The sequence below is a fragment of the Armatimonadota bacterium genome (assembly GCA_022563855.1).
Taxonomy (GTDB): domain Bacteria; phylum Armatimonadota; class Fimbriimonadia; order Fimbriimonadales; family Fimbriimonadaceae; genus JADFMN01.
Genome location: JADFMN010000003.1, coordinates 225,118 through 240,844, shown reverse-complemented (window position 1 = coordinate 240,844; position 15,727 = coordinate 225,118). Strand labels below are relative to the sequence as shown.

Sequence of the window (15,727 nt, the reverse complement as noted above, 5' to 3'; positions counted from 1 at the left end):
TGCTTTAAGCATGGCTGACGCAGAAAGGGAACTGCACGAGAAACTCCTGACTGAATTGTACAACTCACACGGCTATCAGCCCAGCTTCTTCGACTACGGAGAGTTCGCTGAAAAGCTGGGGTTGAAGAAGGAAGGTCTTGACAGAGTATTCAGCGACCTCAAGTACGAAGGTCTAGTAGAAGCCTCGGCGCTTGGTCGTGCGGTGCAACTGACAGCAAAAGGGGCGCTGTTCGTTGAGCAGCACGGCCTTGCGGACTCAGCGCTTATCGCGGAGAACAGAGAGGCACGAATCGAATTCCTGGGCAACCTTGCAGACATGTGTGCCGAGGACGGGCCCGAGGCCTTCTACCACTGGGAGACAGTAGCCAATCGTGGAACGACCAACAGGGCCGCGCTGGACCGAAATCTGTTGCTGATGAGCGGTGCTGACGTTATCGATTTCGTCTCAATGCAGACCGTACAGCTAACAAGACACGGGCTAAGCTACATCACGAGGGTGCGAGAGGAGCGGTCGATAAAGAGCGAATTTGAGACGCTGAAAGGCGGAGCGCTCACGCCACAAGCGAGGGGCCACGCGCTCGAAGTCCTCATGGAAAGGGCCTGCAATCTGCACGGCGTCGATGTCGAACGGAATGTGAAAGCCGACAATGAGGAGAATGACCTCATCATCCAATACGACACGCACCACTTCATCGTTTCGTGCAAGTGGGAGAAGAAACCGGTGGGTATGCCCGCAGTAACCGATTTATTCTATCGCGTGTCCATCCGGCCGCACTCATACGGGATTATTGCTTCCATGTCCGGTTTCGCTGGAACGGTCGAGGTTGGAGCCAGGGAGAGCATGGGTCAGGCGATCATGTTGCTTTTTGGGCCGACAGATATAGAGCGCTGGTTGGAGGGCGAAATTCTCGATGCCGTCTTGCAAAAATTGGACCACGTCGCAAAGCGCAAGCAGTTCCGCTGGAATTAATCAACGGTAGAATCACTGCACCGGTCGGGCTGTCTGCGGGAGGGCGCTAGGATTCGGTTGTGGACTTCAATAGCATCGAAGAGAGGTTAGAGCGCTTGTATTCAGCGATCGACGAAAGAGCGGACGTCGACTTGCAAAAACACGTTCGCGTCAAGTTAGTGGGCACGCCCGGGAAAGAGCCATTTGAAGCTAAAATCTCCTTTGACGGCGTCGAAGACAGGGCAGGTAAGAGCCGAGTGATTATTTCCATTAATGAAAACTTGGCAAACCTGAAGGATAACCTCAAGAATCGGCTGGGCGCACGTCGCGAGTTGGTTGAAGAGTTCATCGACACGAACGTAGCCTTGCAACTTCTGATCGATCTTGCCAATGCGAACAAGCACGGGTATCCCCTCACGAGGACCGAGAGATCGGGTCGCAGTCCGAGGTTGGAGAATATCGGCTGCTCTTGTGTCGTTCCTCCTGGTGAGACATTTGGCATAAACCTGAAGTCGGGACAAGTCATTGGCTCGGAGAAATGTAGGATTGAAATTACGGCAGACGTGGTAGACAAAGCCGGGGAACCAATTTGCAAATGGTCTAGTCTGATCAATGATGCAATCGAGGGATGGGAGACGTTTATGCGCCAGCACAACATATCAAGTTGATTTGGCACGCCGGTTACGACCACGGGTGGCAGGGCTGATGAGTGGCGGCCATCGACATCCCCACACCTTGAGCCGGAAGGGACTGGGGGACAAACCCTCGTCCTTCGATGCTTCGTCGATTCTGGAAGTAACAGCAGGACTAGTTGTCGACCTGGCCTGCCACACACGGCAACGGGCCAGGTCAGCCAACTTGCGACACCGGACTACTCTACCGTAGAGCCCGTTTTATAGTACGCATATACGTTCGTCGTGGAGTGATCTCCGCCCCCGGTGCCACCATCGAACCCCAGGCGTAGCAGGTATTGCTCGATATCCCGGGCCGCAGCAGCACTCCCCGCCTGTCTGCGGATCCACCAGCCATTGTTCTCGCTGACGTCGTGCTGGTTAAACAGCCGATCTGCTGAATCTCTCGCGATTCCGACATACCACCGTGCGTACCTTGAATCGCGAGCCTCGACATACTTGACGATCTCCTGAGCTATCGTCTGCTCTTGTGTTGATAACATTGTGAGTTATCTCCTTGGCAAGTTGTTGCCATCATCATCGCCCCGAGCGTATAGTAACGACTCAGACGACGGGGCTCGTCCTTGTCGCAGGCGGCATATGCCGCTTAAACCTGAGTGCCCGTATGTAACGTCAAATTGCTGCGGGCACTAAATTTCGATCCGTGTGATTTGTGCTAGTCCATTAGCGCGGCATTACACAAGTCAGCCGCAATACACAATCTGTTCTCATATCTTCCGACGAAGTTGATTCCTCTTTCGATGCTCGCGTATCATCGCGTTTTCCGCGGAGTTTCCCACCGCTTTCCCACACGACTAAGTGATTTCGCCTTGCAATGAAACTAATCCGCTAAACTCCAAACATGAAACTCGCTAAGGCCACGGCGTTCCTGACCATCGCGTTTGCACTCGCCGTCGGAACTGCGCCGTTCATCGCCGCGCAGCAGCAGAACAGGGAGAGCTATGACTACTTCGGCCCGAACCGGCAGTTGGTCGCGCGGGGGATGCAGGCACTGATCCTCTGCAACGGACTGTTCACCAGCGGGCGGAGCCTGGAGGACGTCTACCGGCACGAGCTGCAGATCCAGCGCATCCCGCTGCTCCACCCGCAGAACGGGGACGTCCAGATCGACCGGAACAACAAGACCGTCACGGTCGGGCGCGACGGCAACGACCCGATCCCGGTGATGCGCGCCGTCTACCGCGAAGGGCTAGGCTGCATCGTCATGTCGCCCGACCAGACGCTGGCCGACATCGACGACCTTCCGATCCTGAAAATGCCACCTTTATCCGGTAACGCTGCACGTATCGACTGGCCAGACGGCGACCGGACCGACCCGTACAAGCGCCCGACAGACTTCGACAAAGAGGCCCTGCAAGAGGCGAGCGACTGGCTTTTCGATCCCGAACTCCACGGCAATCCGAGCCAGGTCACGCTCAGCCTGCTGGTGCTCTACAAGGGGCAGATAGTGCATGAGCGGTACGAGAACGGCGCGAACGTCGGCACCAAGACGCGCACCTGGTCCGCGGCCAAGAGCATCGCGGTCACGCTGATCGGAATGCTCGTCGACCGGGGCGAACTGAGCCTGGACGAGCCGCTGGACGTCGACTGGCTGCCGCGCACTCGCGATTCTGAGCACGATGCAAGGCGGAACATCACGCTGAGGAACGTGCTGAACATGTCGAGCGGGCTCGACACGGTCGACAACGCGGGCAACGTCGACGTCACCGGTTCGGGGCTCTCCTACTGGGCGGGAAGAAGTTCAGCCGACGGCGCAAGATCGAGAAGGCTGCAGCACGACCCGGACGCACACTGGGACTATGAGAACTACGACACGCTGCTCGCCGTGCTCGCGATGAAACGCGTGATCGGCGACGATCAGGAGTACCTCGAGTTCCCGCGCAAAAACCTGTTCGACAAGATCGGAATGCGCAACACGGTGCCGGGCGTCGACCGTTTCGGCGACTTCGTTTTCAGCAGCCAGGTGTACACGACCGCTCGCGACCTCGCGCGCTTCGGACTGCTTTATATGAACGACGGGGTGTGGAACGGTGAGCGGCTGATCTCCAGCCAGTGGATCGAGTTCTGCCGCACTCCTGCGCCGGCAAGCAGCGCGATCGGCGATCAGTACGGCGGCCAGTGGTGGCTCGTGCCGACTAACACGACAGGCGTGCCGCGCGATGCATTCGTCGCGGCCGGCAACCGCGGCAACTACGTGATCGTGATCCCTTCGAAGGAGCTCGTCATCGTCCGTCGCGGGCTAGACAGGTCCGCGCGCGGTGATAGGTCCTATCGACACTGGGACATCGCAAGGCAAGTGCTGACGGCTTTTCCGAATTAGATTATACAAACTAGGCCCAACAGGGAAAGCGGTATGATCACCCTGATATGGAGTCGATCGAAGCACCGCCGTCACGGCAGATCGAGAAACCCAAACAACCAATTTGGCTCTATATTGGCTTGGGATGCGCCGCTCTCTTTCTCGTTGTTCTGGCGTTAGGGTTCTTTGCCTACAAAGCTTATTCATCTACTCAGAAAGATTCGACTAAGGAGGCCAGACAGATACTGGCAGAGCTCGGCGAAGACTGGGATCCAGACGTGTTTTGGAATCACTTCTCAACAGCTGCGAAAGAGAGTTCGCCACGCGAGGACGTCAACAAACTCACAGCGTTCTTCAGCGATAAGCTAGGGAGTCTTAAACGAATAGATTCACTGGACTTTGAGCAAGTAAGTTCGTACACGGGAGTAGGCACCACTACTACTTTTCACGGCTTGATTACATGCGAGAAGGGCCATGCGTCTGTCCGGATGATCTTGCTGAAAGTCGGAGACGAATGGCAACTACACGATTTTCACCTGAATTCCAATGCCTTTATAGATCTAGATGAATACTCTGATTCTCCTGAAGAAGAAACCTCAAACGAGAGCTGAACTACAAAACAGCCCGGGCGTCCACACAAATGATGATCGTTAGTTTCGCACTGATTCTTCTGGCGCAAAGGCCTGAGATCGTCGAGTTCAAAGCCGGAGGTCTGGAGCGGGCCGCGGTCGTGTATCGACCGAGCAAGAAGTCCACTAAGACGCCGGTGGTGCTCGTGTTCCACGGCCACGGCGGGCGGGGAGCGCAGATCGCGCGCAGCAGACCCATCCATGAGCTTTGGCCAGAGGCCGCGGTGATCTATCCGAACGGTCTGACTGGAGTCAAGGGGATCACCGACCCCGAGGGCAAGCGCACGGGGTGGCAGAAGGGGCCGGACACTTACGACGATCGCGATCTGATACTGTTCGACGTTATTCTCGAGTGGGCAAAGAAGGAGTTCGACGCCGATCCGAAGCGCACTTTCGTGACCGGACACTCGAACGGTTCGCAGTTCTCGTGGCTTTTGCAGGCCGAGCGCGGCGACAAGATCACCGCCGTCGCTGGCAGCTGCGCGCCCGGCGGTCTCTGGATGCGCGATGGTCCGAAGAAGCCAGCGTTCATCATCGCCGGCACAAAGGATCAGCTGGTCAGCATCGATGTAATGCGCCGGTTCTCCAACCTCATGGTGCGATGGTACGGATACAGCAATGCCAAGTCGAGCGGCGTCGAGACTGTTATCTACGAGGGCCAAGATGCACCGCTTTGGATTTGGGAGTACGACGGCGGCCACCGTGTGCCCGCAGACGCCGCAACAAGAATCGTCGCGTTTTTTAGGGCTTCTTCACTCTGATCGTCGATTGTCGAAATACACTTTCACTATCAAGATAATGCCGGTAATGAACAGACTAACCGCCAAAAACCTAAGTACAGAGGATACAACTTCTAATCCTGGATCACTTGTAATCTCTCCGTTCGGTCCATGAGGACCTTCTGGCATTAGACTTAGCGCTCCAGCGCAGATAAGGAACGGAGCTATGGCCATGAGAAAGCAGCCAGGAAAGTAACTCTTCCGCTTTCTTTGCGGCAGCGGGTCGGGCGGTCGTTCCCACTCTTGGTCTTCGCCTTGCTCCTCAATCTCTCCGTGCGCATTCATTGATCTTTTTTGAGCGGGTTTGGATTAGCGGCTTCTGCTGCCTCGATCAGTTTACTGGCAACAACTCCGCGCACCTGAATTGTGAACCGGGCACACCCCGAACCCCCTCCCTAACCCTCCCCCCAGGCTCGGGGAGAGGGGACTATTATCCTTCGCGCTTCATCACGCGTGAGACGCGCTCGGCTTCACGCATGACTCGGATGACGTTCAGCCCGAGGATCTTGCCGATCTCTTCGTCGGTATAGCCCCGCCGCAGGAGCTCGGCCGTAAGCTTCGGATACGTTGAAACGTCCTCGAGCCCTTCAACTCCGCCACCGCCGTCGTAATCGCCGCCGATGCCGATGTGGTCGACGCCGATCATGTTCTTGATGTGGTCGATGTGGTCGGCGACCTGGCTGAGAGTCGCGATCGGGCGCTCGTTGATTGACAGCCACCTCTCAACAGTCTGCGCGACGCGCTCGTCGCCCTCGCCATACCGAGCGATTGCGGTCTCTTCAACTTTGTCCCGCGCCTGCGAGTGCGCATAAATCGCAGGCGAAGTGTAAGACGCAAGGATGATCACCATGATCACTCCGCCATTCACTTTTACGAGCGGCAGGATATCGTCCGGCACGTTGCGCGGGTGCGGAGTGACGCCGCCCGCTCCTGAATGTGAGTAGATCACCGGAGCGCGTGTTACCCGGAACACATCACGCATCGTGTCGGCAGAGACGTGGCTGAGGTCGACGAGCATCCCGAGTCGGTTCATCTCACGGATCACCTGCTCGCCGAAGGCGTTGAGGCCGTCGTTCTGCGGCTCGTCGGTCGCGCTGTCGGCCCACGGAGTATTGCTGCTGTGCGTGACGGTCATGTACCGCGCGCCCTGGCGGTAGAACGCTCGCAACGCTTGCAGAGAAGAGTTGATGCAGTGGCCGCCTTCCACACCGATCATCGACGCGATCTTCCCATCGTTGAAGATTCGCATCACGTCGTCAGCCGTGTACGCCATCTCGAACACGTCGCTGTACCGGTCGGCCATGTCGTACACGATCTCGATCTGCTGCATCGTCGCCTCGACCGCTTCCCCGCCCGGCAGGCTGGTCGGGACGTACACAGACCAGAACTGACCGCCCAATCCTCCCTCGCGCAGGCGCGGGATGTCGGTCTGGCCCGTGTCTTGGCGCAGCCTGATGTCGAACTCGTCGAACCCGCCTTCGCGATTGCGCATGCCCCAGGGGAGGTCGTTGTGGCCGTCGATCAGCGGGTACTGCGCGTGGAGGAGCTTGGCCTGAACCAGGTACGGATCAGCCTTCTGAATACCCGGCATCATCGCCAAGAGTGCGATCAGTGCAACGTACATGGCTTGTATTATGGCTGAGGAGCTCGGAGGTTCGGGTTAGTTCGGGGAACTGACGACTGCAAACAGCCAACTGCCAACTCCCCCTTGCGCCACAATGAAGCCGATGCTCAGCTTGGCATTGGTAATCACCGCGATGACGACTACGCAACAGTGGAGCCCTGTGCAGGGCAACATCATGACCCGTTGGGCCGCTGAGGTCTCGCCGACCAACGCCCACCCAGAATATCCGCGCCCGACCCTCGTGCGCGACGACTGGATGAGCCTGAACGGGCTGTGGGAGTACGCGATCGTCGACAAGGACGCAAGCTGGCCGGGCGCAGCGGGACAGATTCTCGTCCCGTTCCCCGTCGAGTCCGCATTAAGCGGCGTCAAGAAGCCGGTCACGCCAGAGCAAAATCTCATCTACCGCCGCGACTTCGTCGTGCCATCGGATTGGGACGGCAGGAGAACAATCCTGCACTTCGACGCAGTCGATTGGGAGGCGACAGTCTTCCTGAACGGAAGCGAAATCGGCAGGCACCGCGGAGGTTACGATAGGTTTTCTTTCGACATAACCGATCAACTGCGCAACGGCAAGAACGAAATAGAAGTCATAGTCTGGGACCCGACGGACCAGGGCACGCAGCCGCGCGGGAAACAGGTCTTGAACCCACAAGGGATATGGTACTCGGCGGTCACCGGTATCTGGCAGAGCGTGTGGATCGAACCTGTATCAGAAAGTTATTTCAAGAGTATTGAAATACAGGCGGATCCGCTCACGGGTGTTGTCACGATCATTGTCGAAATTCCAGGACTGACAGAGAAGCACTCCATTGATTCGTATGCCACTTGGAGGAATCGCACCTTCTTTAGCGGCAAGCACGTAGAACAGAGCGAAGTTGTATTCCGAATTCCGCATCCAGTTTTTTGGACTCCGGACGAGCCGACGCTGTATTGGCTACAACTCGTACTGGAAGATAACGGCACAATAATCGACGTAGTTCGTTCCTACTTCACTTTTCGATCAGTCGAGGTTAAAGAGGACGACTACGGGCGGCGCATCTACCTCAACGGAAAACCGATCTTTCAGATCGGCCCTCTTGACCAAGGCTGGTGGCCCGACGGGCTGTACACCGCCCCAACCGACGACGCGCTGAAGTACGACCTCGAAGTGCTGAAGAGCCTCGGTTTCAATACCGTTCGCAAGCACGTGAAAGTCGAGCCTGAGCGATGGTACTGGTGGTGCGACGTCATGGGATTGCTCGTTTGGCAGGATATGCCGAGCGGCGATAAGTACATCGGCGGGAACGACCCCGACCTCGTCCGCACGGAAGAGTCGGCGGCACAATTTGAAGAAGAATACTCGCAGATCATCAAGCAGTTCAAGCACCATCCGAGCATCATCATGTGGGTGCCGTTCAACGAGGGGTGGGGGCAGTACGACACGTCGCGCATCGTCGACCTTACGAAGAAGCTCGACCCGACAAGACTGGTCAACGGCGCCAGCGGATGGTCGGATCGCGGCGTAGGGGACGTCTATGACATTCACAGCTATCCCGGCCCTGCTGCACCGGAGCCAGATGGTAGGCGAGCTTCCGTCCTCGGTGAGTTCGGCGGCCTCGGCTGGCCGGTCGAGGGCCATCTTTGGTGGGACAAGCGCAACTGGGGATACCGCACTTACAACAGCGAAGAGGAGCTCCGAGACCACTACGAACGCATCTTCTTCCAGCTCAACTTTCTGCGCAGCTCTGGCCTCTGCGCGGCGATCTACACACAGACGACCGACGTCGAGGGCGAGGTCAACGGGCTGATGACGTACGACCGCGCAGTGCTCAAGGTCAAGCCGGAGTGGGCACGGCCCTTGCACGAAGCGCTTTACGGCCCGATGCCCATTCTGCGGACCGTGCTGCCGACAAGCGAACGGGAAAAGCAGTCCTGGAGAGTCACGACAAAGGAACCGACAGGCGACTGGTTCGCACGCGATTACGACGACGCCCGGTGGACCGTCGCAGAAGGCGGGTTCGGGCAGAAGACGACGCCCGCGCCGAACGTCGGCTTTGCGTGGACGACACCCGACATCTGGATCAGGCGTGAGTTCGAGCTTTCCTTCGTCCCTGAAAACCTCGCGCTCAGAATCTGGCACGACGAGGACGCGGAAGTGTACGTCAACGGGGTTCTCATCGCGAAGTTTGAGCGGTGGGTCGACGAGTACATCATCGTCCCGCTCAACGACAGCAAGCGCAGTGTCTTCCAGGCCGGGAGAAACACCATCGCCGTCCACTGCAAGCAGACCAGCGGCGGTCAGTTCATCGACGTCGGACTTGTGTCGATCGTATCTGGCGGCTAACTGACATACTTGCGCAGTAAGAAAGTGCGCGTTCCGTTCGACTCGATCTCCCTAGCAGCCGTCGTCGCAGAGCTACAGCCTCTCGTCGGCGGCAGGGTCCAGCGCGTCATGCAACGTGGAACGCTGGAGATCGAGCTGAGCATCTATGCGGGCAAGGAGCGGTACCTGTATATCTCTGCCGAGGCGGAGTATGCGCGGATGCACCTCGTGACCCGCAGGAGCCCTGGCCCGAAGGAGCCACCGACTTTTTGCATGACGCTGCGCAAACACCTGATGGATTCGCGGGTCGAATACATAAGGCAGCGCGGCCTCGACCGAGTCGTCGACATAGGTTTCAAGACCAAAGAAGGTGGTTTCCAGATCGTGGCGGAGATGATGGGCAAGCACTCGAACGTCGTGCTGCTCGACGCCGACAAGAAGATCCTCGCCGCGATCAAGGTCGTCCACAAAAGCAAGAGCAAACGCCCGATCCTCCCTGGCAAGACGTACGAGCCGCCGCCGTTCGACCCCAAGCCATCGATCCTGGAGGCGAAGGAGGGCGACGACTTAAAACAGTTCGAGGGCGCGTCGCCGTTCGTGCGGAAACTGATCGAGTCGGGCGTCCCGATTGGCGAAGTGCAAACCGCGATAGAAAACAGCGAGTACACCCCCGTTTACTGCGAAGGGATCGGCGCCTACCCGCTGCCGCTGACGACGCTCGATCTTGATTGCGTCAAGCGATCCTCGATCAGCCAAGCGCTCGAACAGCACTTCAATAACATCGTCGGCGACGACAGGCTGGCACAGCGAAAGACATCGCTGAAGTCACAGCTCAAGCGCGTGCTGCGCGCAAGGCAGACCGCGCTAAAGGGAATCGCGGAGGCTTTACAAACAGCCGCAACAGCGAACGAGAGACAGTTGGAGGCGGAGCTGATCCTCGCCTATCAGCACACGATCAAAGAGGGCGACACAATCCTTGAGACCACCGACTACGAAGGCAACCCGGTCACGATCAAGCTCGACCCAAAGAAGACTCCCGTAGAGAACGCGAACATGATCTTCAAGAAGGCCAAACGTGCCAAGCAGAGCGCCGACGGCGTCGCCGCCCAACGCAATCGCCTCTCAAGAGACCTCGAAGACATCGAGGCGGCCCTCGACAAGATCGACCAGGCCGACGACCTCCCAGAGTTCAACAAGATCAAGGAAGCTGCCGACAAGAAACGGTGGCTACACCGCCAAGTCGTCGCGAGGAAGAAAGAGGATCGTCCATACGAAGGCCACAGGATTCGCGAGCAGCTGTCGCCGGGCGGCTGGCGGGTACTTTTCGGTAGCAACGCGACGTCAAACGACTATTTGACAACTAAGGTTGCCCGCCCGAACGACATCTGGTTCCACGTGCGGGGCGGCGCGTCTTCGCACGTCGTTCTACTCTCGCAGAACAAGCCGGAAAAGGTTCAGATGGAAGACCTGCGGTTTGCGGCGCGGCTCGCCGTCTCCAACAGCGACAGCAAGCACTCGTCTTATGTAGCGGTCGATTACGTGTTGAAGAAGTACGTTCGCAAGCCAAGGAAGGCGGGGCCAGGCCTCGTCACGTACACGAACGAAAAGACGCTTCACGTTGAGACGTAACGACCGACGAGAGAGTCAGTATACTGGCGACATGAGACAGCTTCTTGTCAGCGTCTTGGCAATCGCAGTGCTCGTGGGCTGCAACAGCCGTTCGCCCGGCGGCCTGTGGGACGTGACCAGTTCATCGATCGACTCGGGGACCACCGTACAAATCAACATGTACGACGACCAGAGGTTCGAAATGATCTTCACCGGTCCGGCGAACCTGGTGCCGCACGCTAAGGATAGCGCCCCGGAAACCAGCATGGGCACGAAGTTCAGCGGCAACTGGGAGCTGAAAGGGTCCACTCTAAAACTGGTGCCGAAAGCGTTTTCGACGATCATTTCATTCGATGACGTCGTCGTATTCACCGACATCTTCAGCGGTGAAAAGAAGGACGTGTTTGCTCGGTTTGAAAGCGATTTCGAGTTGACGGTGACCTGGGATGGCGACGATCACTTCACCGGGAAGAGCGACTTTGGCGTCGTTGACTTTCGACGTGTCAACGGTAATTAGGACAGCCGCGTGAGCCAACTGTACGAGTGGGATCAAGAGCTGTTCCGCCTCATACACGTCGAGCTGCAACGCGATTGGCTGGATCCGATCCTGGTCGCGATCACCGACTCTGGCCGCGGAGAGGTGAAGTTCACGATCCTCCTCGTTTTCTGCTTCATCTACCGCTTTCGCAACTATGCGCTGATGGCCTTGTCCGCAGGCGTCCTCTCCGGTATCTGCGCCCAGCTTCTCAAGCTGGTTGTGACACGGGACAGGCCAGGCAACTTTGAATTTGCGCAACCGATCACGTCGTACATCGAGGCGCTGATGGGCCAAGCCGCGCCGATGGCCAGCAGCAGCTTCCCGAGCGGCCACGCAACGTCGTCGTTCGCGATCGCCGTGGCCATCGCCTGGGTGTCGCGGAAGACCGAGCACGCGTGGCTCGGGTGGACGGTGGTCGGCTGGGCGTCTCTCGTCGCATACAGCCGCGTCTACGTCGGCGTCCACTTCATGAGCGACGTTCTCGCCGGAGCCGCGCTCGGCGCGCTTTTCGGAACGTGCTTCTATCTGCTTTGGCAGAAGCGGGGCTGGATTCCGGCCCTAGCTTCTGCTCCCTAGCTGGATCGCTCGCACCTGATCGAACACGCGACTTCCCCGCTCGAGCTCGGCTACCTGACGTCGGTCGAGGCGGACGGCGACGAGCTGTTCGGCACGGTCGCACTCAGCGCAGAGGCGAACGAGCTGATCGAGAAATCCGACGCGCAGACGGGGATGGTATTTCGCTAGAACTTTTGGAAGGTGGCGAAAGCGTGTATCCTCGCATGTATGGAACGGACGATAAACGAAAGACTCGCTCGCCTTGAGAAGACTAACAGACTGCTCGTGATTGCTTGCTCGATTCTCGTTGCGCTGCCGGTTCTAGCAGCTGTTACCGCTTTTCAGGATCCTACTGATGATATTCCCGAAGTTGTACGAGCGGAGGGTTTTGAACTCGTAGTAGACGGCAAAGTGGAGGCTGAGCTTAAGCCCGGCATGGGAGGAGGGCAACTTTCATTGATGGACCGGGACGGCGAAGTGGCCATCTCTGTTGCTCCGTTCCCACAAGGTGGTGGAGTGATTACTATTATGTCGAAGGAGGACGACGGTCCGACTCTGGCCCTAGTATCCAACGCAAGAGGCTTACAACTGAGCATGCAAAACGCACGCGACGGTTTGTATTTCATGCTTGGAGCAACGGAAGGTCGAGCGGGTCTGATGTTTGGAAGATCAGATGGTACAGAAGAGGAAGTTGATGATCCAGGAACGTTTGGTGAGCTATTTACAAACGCCGATGGTATATCTCTTGTACTGTCTGAGGAGGGCGAAACTGTGTTCCGCGCGCCTGAATCTTCTGAAGACTAAAAGAGGACTGCCGGTAGGTGCGACGGGTGGCATGGTTGTCCTAATGTCTGTGTGGGGCAGCCATGATCGCGTTGCCAGGCTGGTTTAGGTTCAAATGAACCTGCGGGAGGGGTGCGCGGGGGGCTTGCGGGCGTGTTTTTGTGACGTGCGGGCGTGTTTTCGTGACGCGGGGACGGGCGCAGCGCGGTCGGATCCTCCTTCCCCCAACCCCGTTTCCTCTTCCGGCGCACGTTGCATCGCGGCAATTGGAAGGGGGCTGTGCTACGCCTGGAATCGGCCCATTTTGCGGTACCGGTTGTACCGTTGCTCCTTTAACTTCTTTGCAGGCACCTTGTCCAGATCAGAGAGTGCCGCGACAAGCGTCTCCTTTACGGTCGCCGCCGCCTCGATCGGATCGCGGTGCGCGCCGCCGAACGGCTCTTCCAGAATTTCGTCGATCAGCTCGAGCTCCATCGCTGATTGCGCAGTTAGCTGAAGAGCAGCCGCGGCCTCCGCGCCTTTTGCTGGGTCGCGCCAGAGAATCGCCGCGCACCCTTCCGGCGGGATGACGCTGTAGATCGCGTGCTCCTGCATGTACACCTTGTTGGCGACGCCGATTCCGATCGCGCCGCCCGAGCCGCCCTCGCCGATGACGACGCTCACGACCGGCACGGTCAGCTCGAACATCTTGAGCATGCTCGCGGCGATCGCCTCGCTGATGCCGCGCATCTCGCTCTCGACTCCGGGGTCTGCAGCGGGCGTGTCGATGAAGGTTATGATCGCCATCCCGAACCTGTCCGCCATGTCGAACATCCGCATCGCCTTGCGGTACCCCTCCGGTTTGCACATCGCGAAGTTGCGGTAGGCGCGCTGCTGGATGTCCCTTCCCTTCTGGTGCCCAACGATCATCACCGAGCGCCCGTCCAACATCGCCGGCCCGACCACTAGCGCGTGGTCTACGCCCATCCGCCGGTCGCCGTCGATCTCCGTGAAGTCCGTGAAAATGTTGGCGATGTAGTCGAGCGTGTAGGGGCGCGGCTCCGCACGCGCGAGCAGCACCTTCTCCCATGCGCCGAGCCGACTGTAGCGGACCTTGATGAAGTTGTCGCGCCGCTTTTCAAACTCCTGCAGCCGCACATGAAGCTCTTTCTTCTTTGCCGCGTCCGCCTCGGCGTCGATCAGCACGCGCAGCTTCTCGATCAGCTCTTCGAGTTCGAGAACCGGCTTCTCCCACTCCTTCCAAGTCTTAGCCACGCTTGGCCCCCTTGCGGAGGTGCGCACCAAGAATCTTGATTAGCGCGATCAGTGTGCCGCGCATCTCGCGCCGATCCACGATCTTATCGAGCATGCCGGCTCGCGCGACGAACTCCGCGGTTTGAAAATCTTTCGGCGGCTTGACGACCTGTGCCTGCTTGCTGACGCGCGCGCCCGCGAAACCGACGAGCGCCTTCGGCTCGGCGAGAATCACGTCGGCGACGCTTGCATAACTCGCCAGCACGCCCGCCATCGTCGGATCCGTGAACACCGAGATGTACGGGATGCCGTTCTCCTTGCACCGCTGAACGGCCGCCGTCGTCTTCGGCATTTGCATCAGGCTGAGCAACCCCTCTTGCATCCGTGCGCCGCCGCTTGAGCAAAAGATGACAACCGGACATCGGTCATCCACTGCGCGCTCCAAAGTGCGGGTGATCTTCTCTCCGCCGACGCTGCCCATCGACCCGCCCATGAAGCTGAAGTCCGCGATCGCCGCAGCGACCGGCATGCCGTCGATCTTCGCCCTGCCGCTGATCACACCATCATTCAAGCCGGTTTTTTCAGTCGCGATTTGGACCTTGTCGGCATACTCCGGAAACTGAAGCGGGTCCTGGCTGACCAGTTCGCTGTCCAACTCGACGAACGACCCCTCGTCGAAAGTGCACGCGATTCGCTGCTCGCTGGAGAGACGATGATGGTGGCCGCAGTGATTGCAGACCCACATCGCCTCCAAAAACTCGGCGGCAAACAGCGTCTTCTTGCACTTCTTGCACTGCGCGAAGTTCCCTATAGCGGTTTTTCCGCGACCGGCGGGCATAGGCGATCAGGATACCAGGGGGCCGGTCAGAGGCTAGGGGCCAGGGTCGAGGGTCGCCGGGTTGACTTGAAGGACAAGAAAGCAATCGGAGCGCGGACTCTTAGTCCGCAAAGGCGCGACCAACGACATGCGGTTCAAGAGGGCGTCGAGCAGCCAACCGTTCGACTATGCCTCTGCTTTAAACGATGCCCGCGGGAGGACGAGCGCGCACTGCGCGACGATGGGCTACAAGGTGTACGTCGTACTGATCATGGGGAGCGAGAAACGCTCAAGCCCACGCCAGACCGAAAACAGCACGCAAACCTGTAGTAGCATCGATTTATGGGAAAGCAATATGAACTCTTCGAGCGCGTGGATCCTGCGATCGTCCGGTGGATGGGCAAGAACGGAATCTCGCTTCTGAGGATCAGCCTCGGGGTCGTGTTCGTCTGGTTTGGCGTACTCAAGTTCTTCCCAGGACTGAGCCCTGCGCAAGAGCTGGTAGGAGCCACGATCAGCGACCTATTCTTCGGCGCTGTGACACCGGACGTCAGCCTCCCTGTACTCGCCGGGTGGGAGTGCATGATCGGGATCGGACTGGTCACCGGTCGGCTGCTCCGCCTGACTCTGTTCCTGCTCTTTGTGCAGATGCCTGGCACCATTGCTCCGCTCTTCATGTACCCGGAGCTATGCTTTACACACCCTCCCTTCGTGCCGACGATCGAAGGACAGTACATCATCAAGAACCTCGTGCTGGTCAGCGCAGGCATCGTCGTCGGCGCGACCGTCCGAGGCGGAAAGATAGACGTACAAGGAGCCAGTCGTCAGGCCACCGTCAGTTGACTCTCTAGTGTGATGACGGGTGGGAGGCAGTCACCCCTGCGCCGTATGGCCTAAACTCTCCATTTTGGTGAAT

General features: G+C 58.4%; 14 protein-coding genes and 1 pseudogene. 11 read left to right on the top strand and 4 right to left on the bottom strand.

From position 1 onward, the window contains the following. Window positions 1–10: 10 nt before the first annotated feature. Together IH944_05380 and IH944_05375 are read left to right on the top strand one after the other, a co-directional pair. Entirely contained in the window at window positions 11–970 is a 960-nt protein-coding gene (locus tag IH944_05380) for a restriction endonuclease (protein ID MCH7903984.1), read from the top strand. A 59-nt stretch (window positions 971–1,029) separates the two neighbouring features. Continuing rightward, on the top strand, window positions 1,030–1,617 hold the full coding sequence (locus tag IH944_05375; protein ID MCH7903983.1) for a hypothetical protein: 588 nt from the start codon (window positions 1,030–1,032) through the stop codon (window positions 1,615–1,617). 203 nt (window positions 1,618–1,820) lie between these two features. Here the strand turns inward: IH944_05375 and IH944_05370 are convergent, their stop codons facing one another. Beyond that, complete coding sequence (locus IH944_05370; GenBank protein MCH7903982.1) at window positions 1,821–2,123, bottom strand: hypothetical protein; 303 nt, start codon at window positions 2,121–2,123, stop codon at window positions 1,821–1,823. Between the two features lie 359 nt (window positions 2,124–2,482). On the opposite strand from IH944_05370, the gene IH944_05365 reads away from it, so the two are divergent. The 3 genes from IH944_05365 to IH944_05355 are packed head-to-tail and all read left to right on the top strand — an operon-like array spanning window position 2,483 to window position 5,330. Next, complete coding sequence (locus IH944_05365) at window positions 2,483–3,961, top strand: serine hydrolase (protein ID MCH7903981.1); 1,479 nt, start codon at window positions 2,483–2,485, stop codon at window positions 3,959–3,961. Between the two features lie 47 nt (window positions 3,962–4,008). Beyond that, window positions 4,009–4,551 (top strand): hypothetical protein, encoded by a 543-nt coding sequence (locus IH944_05360; GenBank protein MCH7903980.1) that lies wholly within the window; start codon window positions 4,009–4,011, stop codon window positions 4,549–4,551. A 29-nt stretch (window positions 4,552–4,580) separates the two neighbouring features. After that, window positions 4,581–5,330, top strand: coding sequence for an esterase (locus IH944_05355; protein MCH7903979.1), 750 nt, complete (start codon window positions 4,581–4,583; stop codon window positions 5,328–5,330). 448 nt (window positions 5,331–5,778) lie between these two features. Here IH944_05355 and IH944_05350 read toward each other — a convergent pair whose 3' ends face one another. Then, complete coding sequence (locus IH944_05350; GenBank protein ID MCH7903978.1) at window positions 5,779–6,939, bottom strand: dipeptidase; 1,161 nt, start codon at window positions 6,937–6,939, stop codon at window positions 5,779–5,781. Between the two features lie 127 nt (window positions 6,940–7,066). Here IH944_05350 and IH944_05345 point away from each other — a divergent pair. From IH944_05345 to IH944_05325, 5 genes and pseudogenes are all read left to right on the top strand, one after another. Then, window positions 7,067–8,791: pseudogene (locus tag IH944_05345) on the top strand (glycoside hydrolase family 2). Window positions 8,792–9,322: 531 nt separating this feature from the next. Further along, window positions 9,323–10,906, top strand: coding sequence for an NFACT family protein (locus IH944_05340; GenBank protein ID MCH7903977.1), 1,584 nt, complete (start codon window positions 9,323–9,325; stop codon window positions 10,904–10,906). 31 nt (window positions 10,907–10,937) lie between these two features. Next, window positions 10,938–11,402 carry a hypothetical protein gene (locus IH944_05335; GenBank protein MCH7903976.1) on the top strand — a complete coding sequence of 155 codons (465 nt, stop codon included), beginning with the start codon at window positions 10,938–10,940 and terminating at the stop codon, window positions 11,400–11,402. A 9-nt stretch (window positions 11,403–11,411) separates the two neighbouring features. Beyond that, a complete protein-coding gene (locus IH944_05330) occupies window positions 11,412–11,999 on the top strand; it encodes a phosphatase PAP2 family protein (protein MCH7903975.1) in 588 nt (195 codons plus the stop codon). A 207-nt stretch (window positions 12,000–12,206) separates the two neighbouring features. Continuing rightward, window positions 12,207–12,782: a hypothetical protein gene (locus tag IH944_05325; protein ID MCH7903974.1), complete on the top strand. Its 576-nt coding sequence runs from the start codon at window positions 12,207–12,209 to the stop codon at window positions 12,780–12,782. A gap of 261 nt (window positions 12,783–13,043) precedes the next feature. Here the strand turns inward: IH944_05325 and IH944_05320 are convergent, their stop codons facing one another. Next, the gene (locus tag IH944_05320; GenBank protein MCH7903973.1) at window positions 13,044–14,015 is read right to left on the bottom strand and encodes an acetyl-CoA carboxylase carboxyltransferase subunit alpha; all 972 of its coding nucleotides are present in this window, start codon (window positions 14,013–14,015) and stop codon (window positions 13,044–13,046) included. After that, on the bottom strand, window positions 14,008–14,832 hold the full coding sequence (gene accD, locus IH944_05315; GenBank protein MCH7903972.1) for an acetyl-CoA carboxylase, carboxyltransferase subunit beta: 825 nt from the start codon (window positions 14,830–14,832) through the stop codon (window positions 14,008–14,010). Before accD ends, IH944_05320 begins: the two co-directional genes overlap by 8 nt. Window positions 14,833–15,153: 321 nt before the next feature. Here accD and IH944_05310 point away from each other — a divergent pair, with 321 nt between their 5' ends. After that, complete coding sequence (locus IH944_05310; GenBank protein MCH7903971.1) at window positions 15,154–15,654, top strand: DoxX family protein; 501 nt, start codon at window positions 15,154–15,156, stop codon at window positions 15,652–15,654. The last annotated feature ends 73 nt before the right edge of the window (window positions 15,655–15,727 follow it).

Coding starts and splice junctions, on each gene's coding strand:
- IH944_05355 (MCH7903979.1), top strand. CDS start 4,581: ATGATGATCGTTAGTTTCGCACTGATTCTTCTGGCGCAAAGGCCTGAG.
- IH944_05370 (MCH7903982.1), bottom strand. CDS start 2,123: ATGTTATCAACACAAGAGCAGACGATAGCTCAGGAGATCGTCAAGTAT.
- IH944_05380 (MCH7903984.1), top strand. CDS start 11: ATGGCTGACGCAGAAAGGGAACTGCACGAGAAACTCCTGACTGAATTG.
- IH944_05360 (MCH7903980.1), top strand. CDS start 4,009: ATGGAGTCGATCGAAGCACCGCCGTCACGGCAGATCGAGAAACCCAAA.
- IH944_05335 (MCH7903976.1), top strand. CDS start 10,938: ATGAGACAGCTTCTTGTCAGCGTCTTGGCAATCGCAGTGCTCGTGGGC.
- accD (MCH7903972.1), bottom strand. CDS start 14,832: ATGCCCGCCGGTCGCGGAAAAACCGCTATAGGGAACTTCGCGCAGTGC.
- IH944_05325 (MCH7903974.1), top strand. CDS start 12,207: ATGGAACGGACGATAAACGAAAGACTCGCTCGCCTTGAGAAGACTAAC.
- IH944_05350 (MCH7903978.1), bottom strand. CDS start 6,939: ATGCCGGGTATTCAGAAGGCTGATCCGTACCTGGTTCAGGCCAAGCTC.
- IH944_05310 (MCH7903971.1), top strand. CDS start 15,154: ATGGGAAAGCAATATGAACTCTTCGAGCGCGTGGATCCTGCGATCGTC.
- IH944_05365 (MCH7903981.1), top strand. CDS start 2,483: ATGAAACTCGCTAAGGCCACGGCGTTCCTGACCATCGCGTTTGCACTC.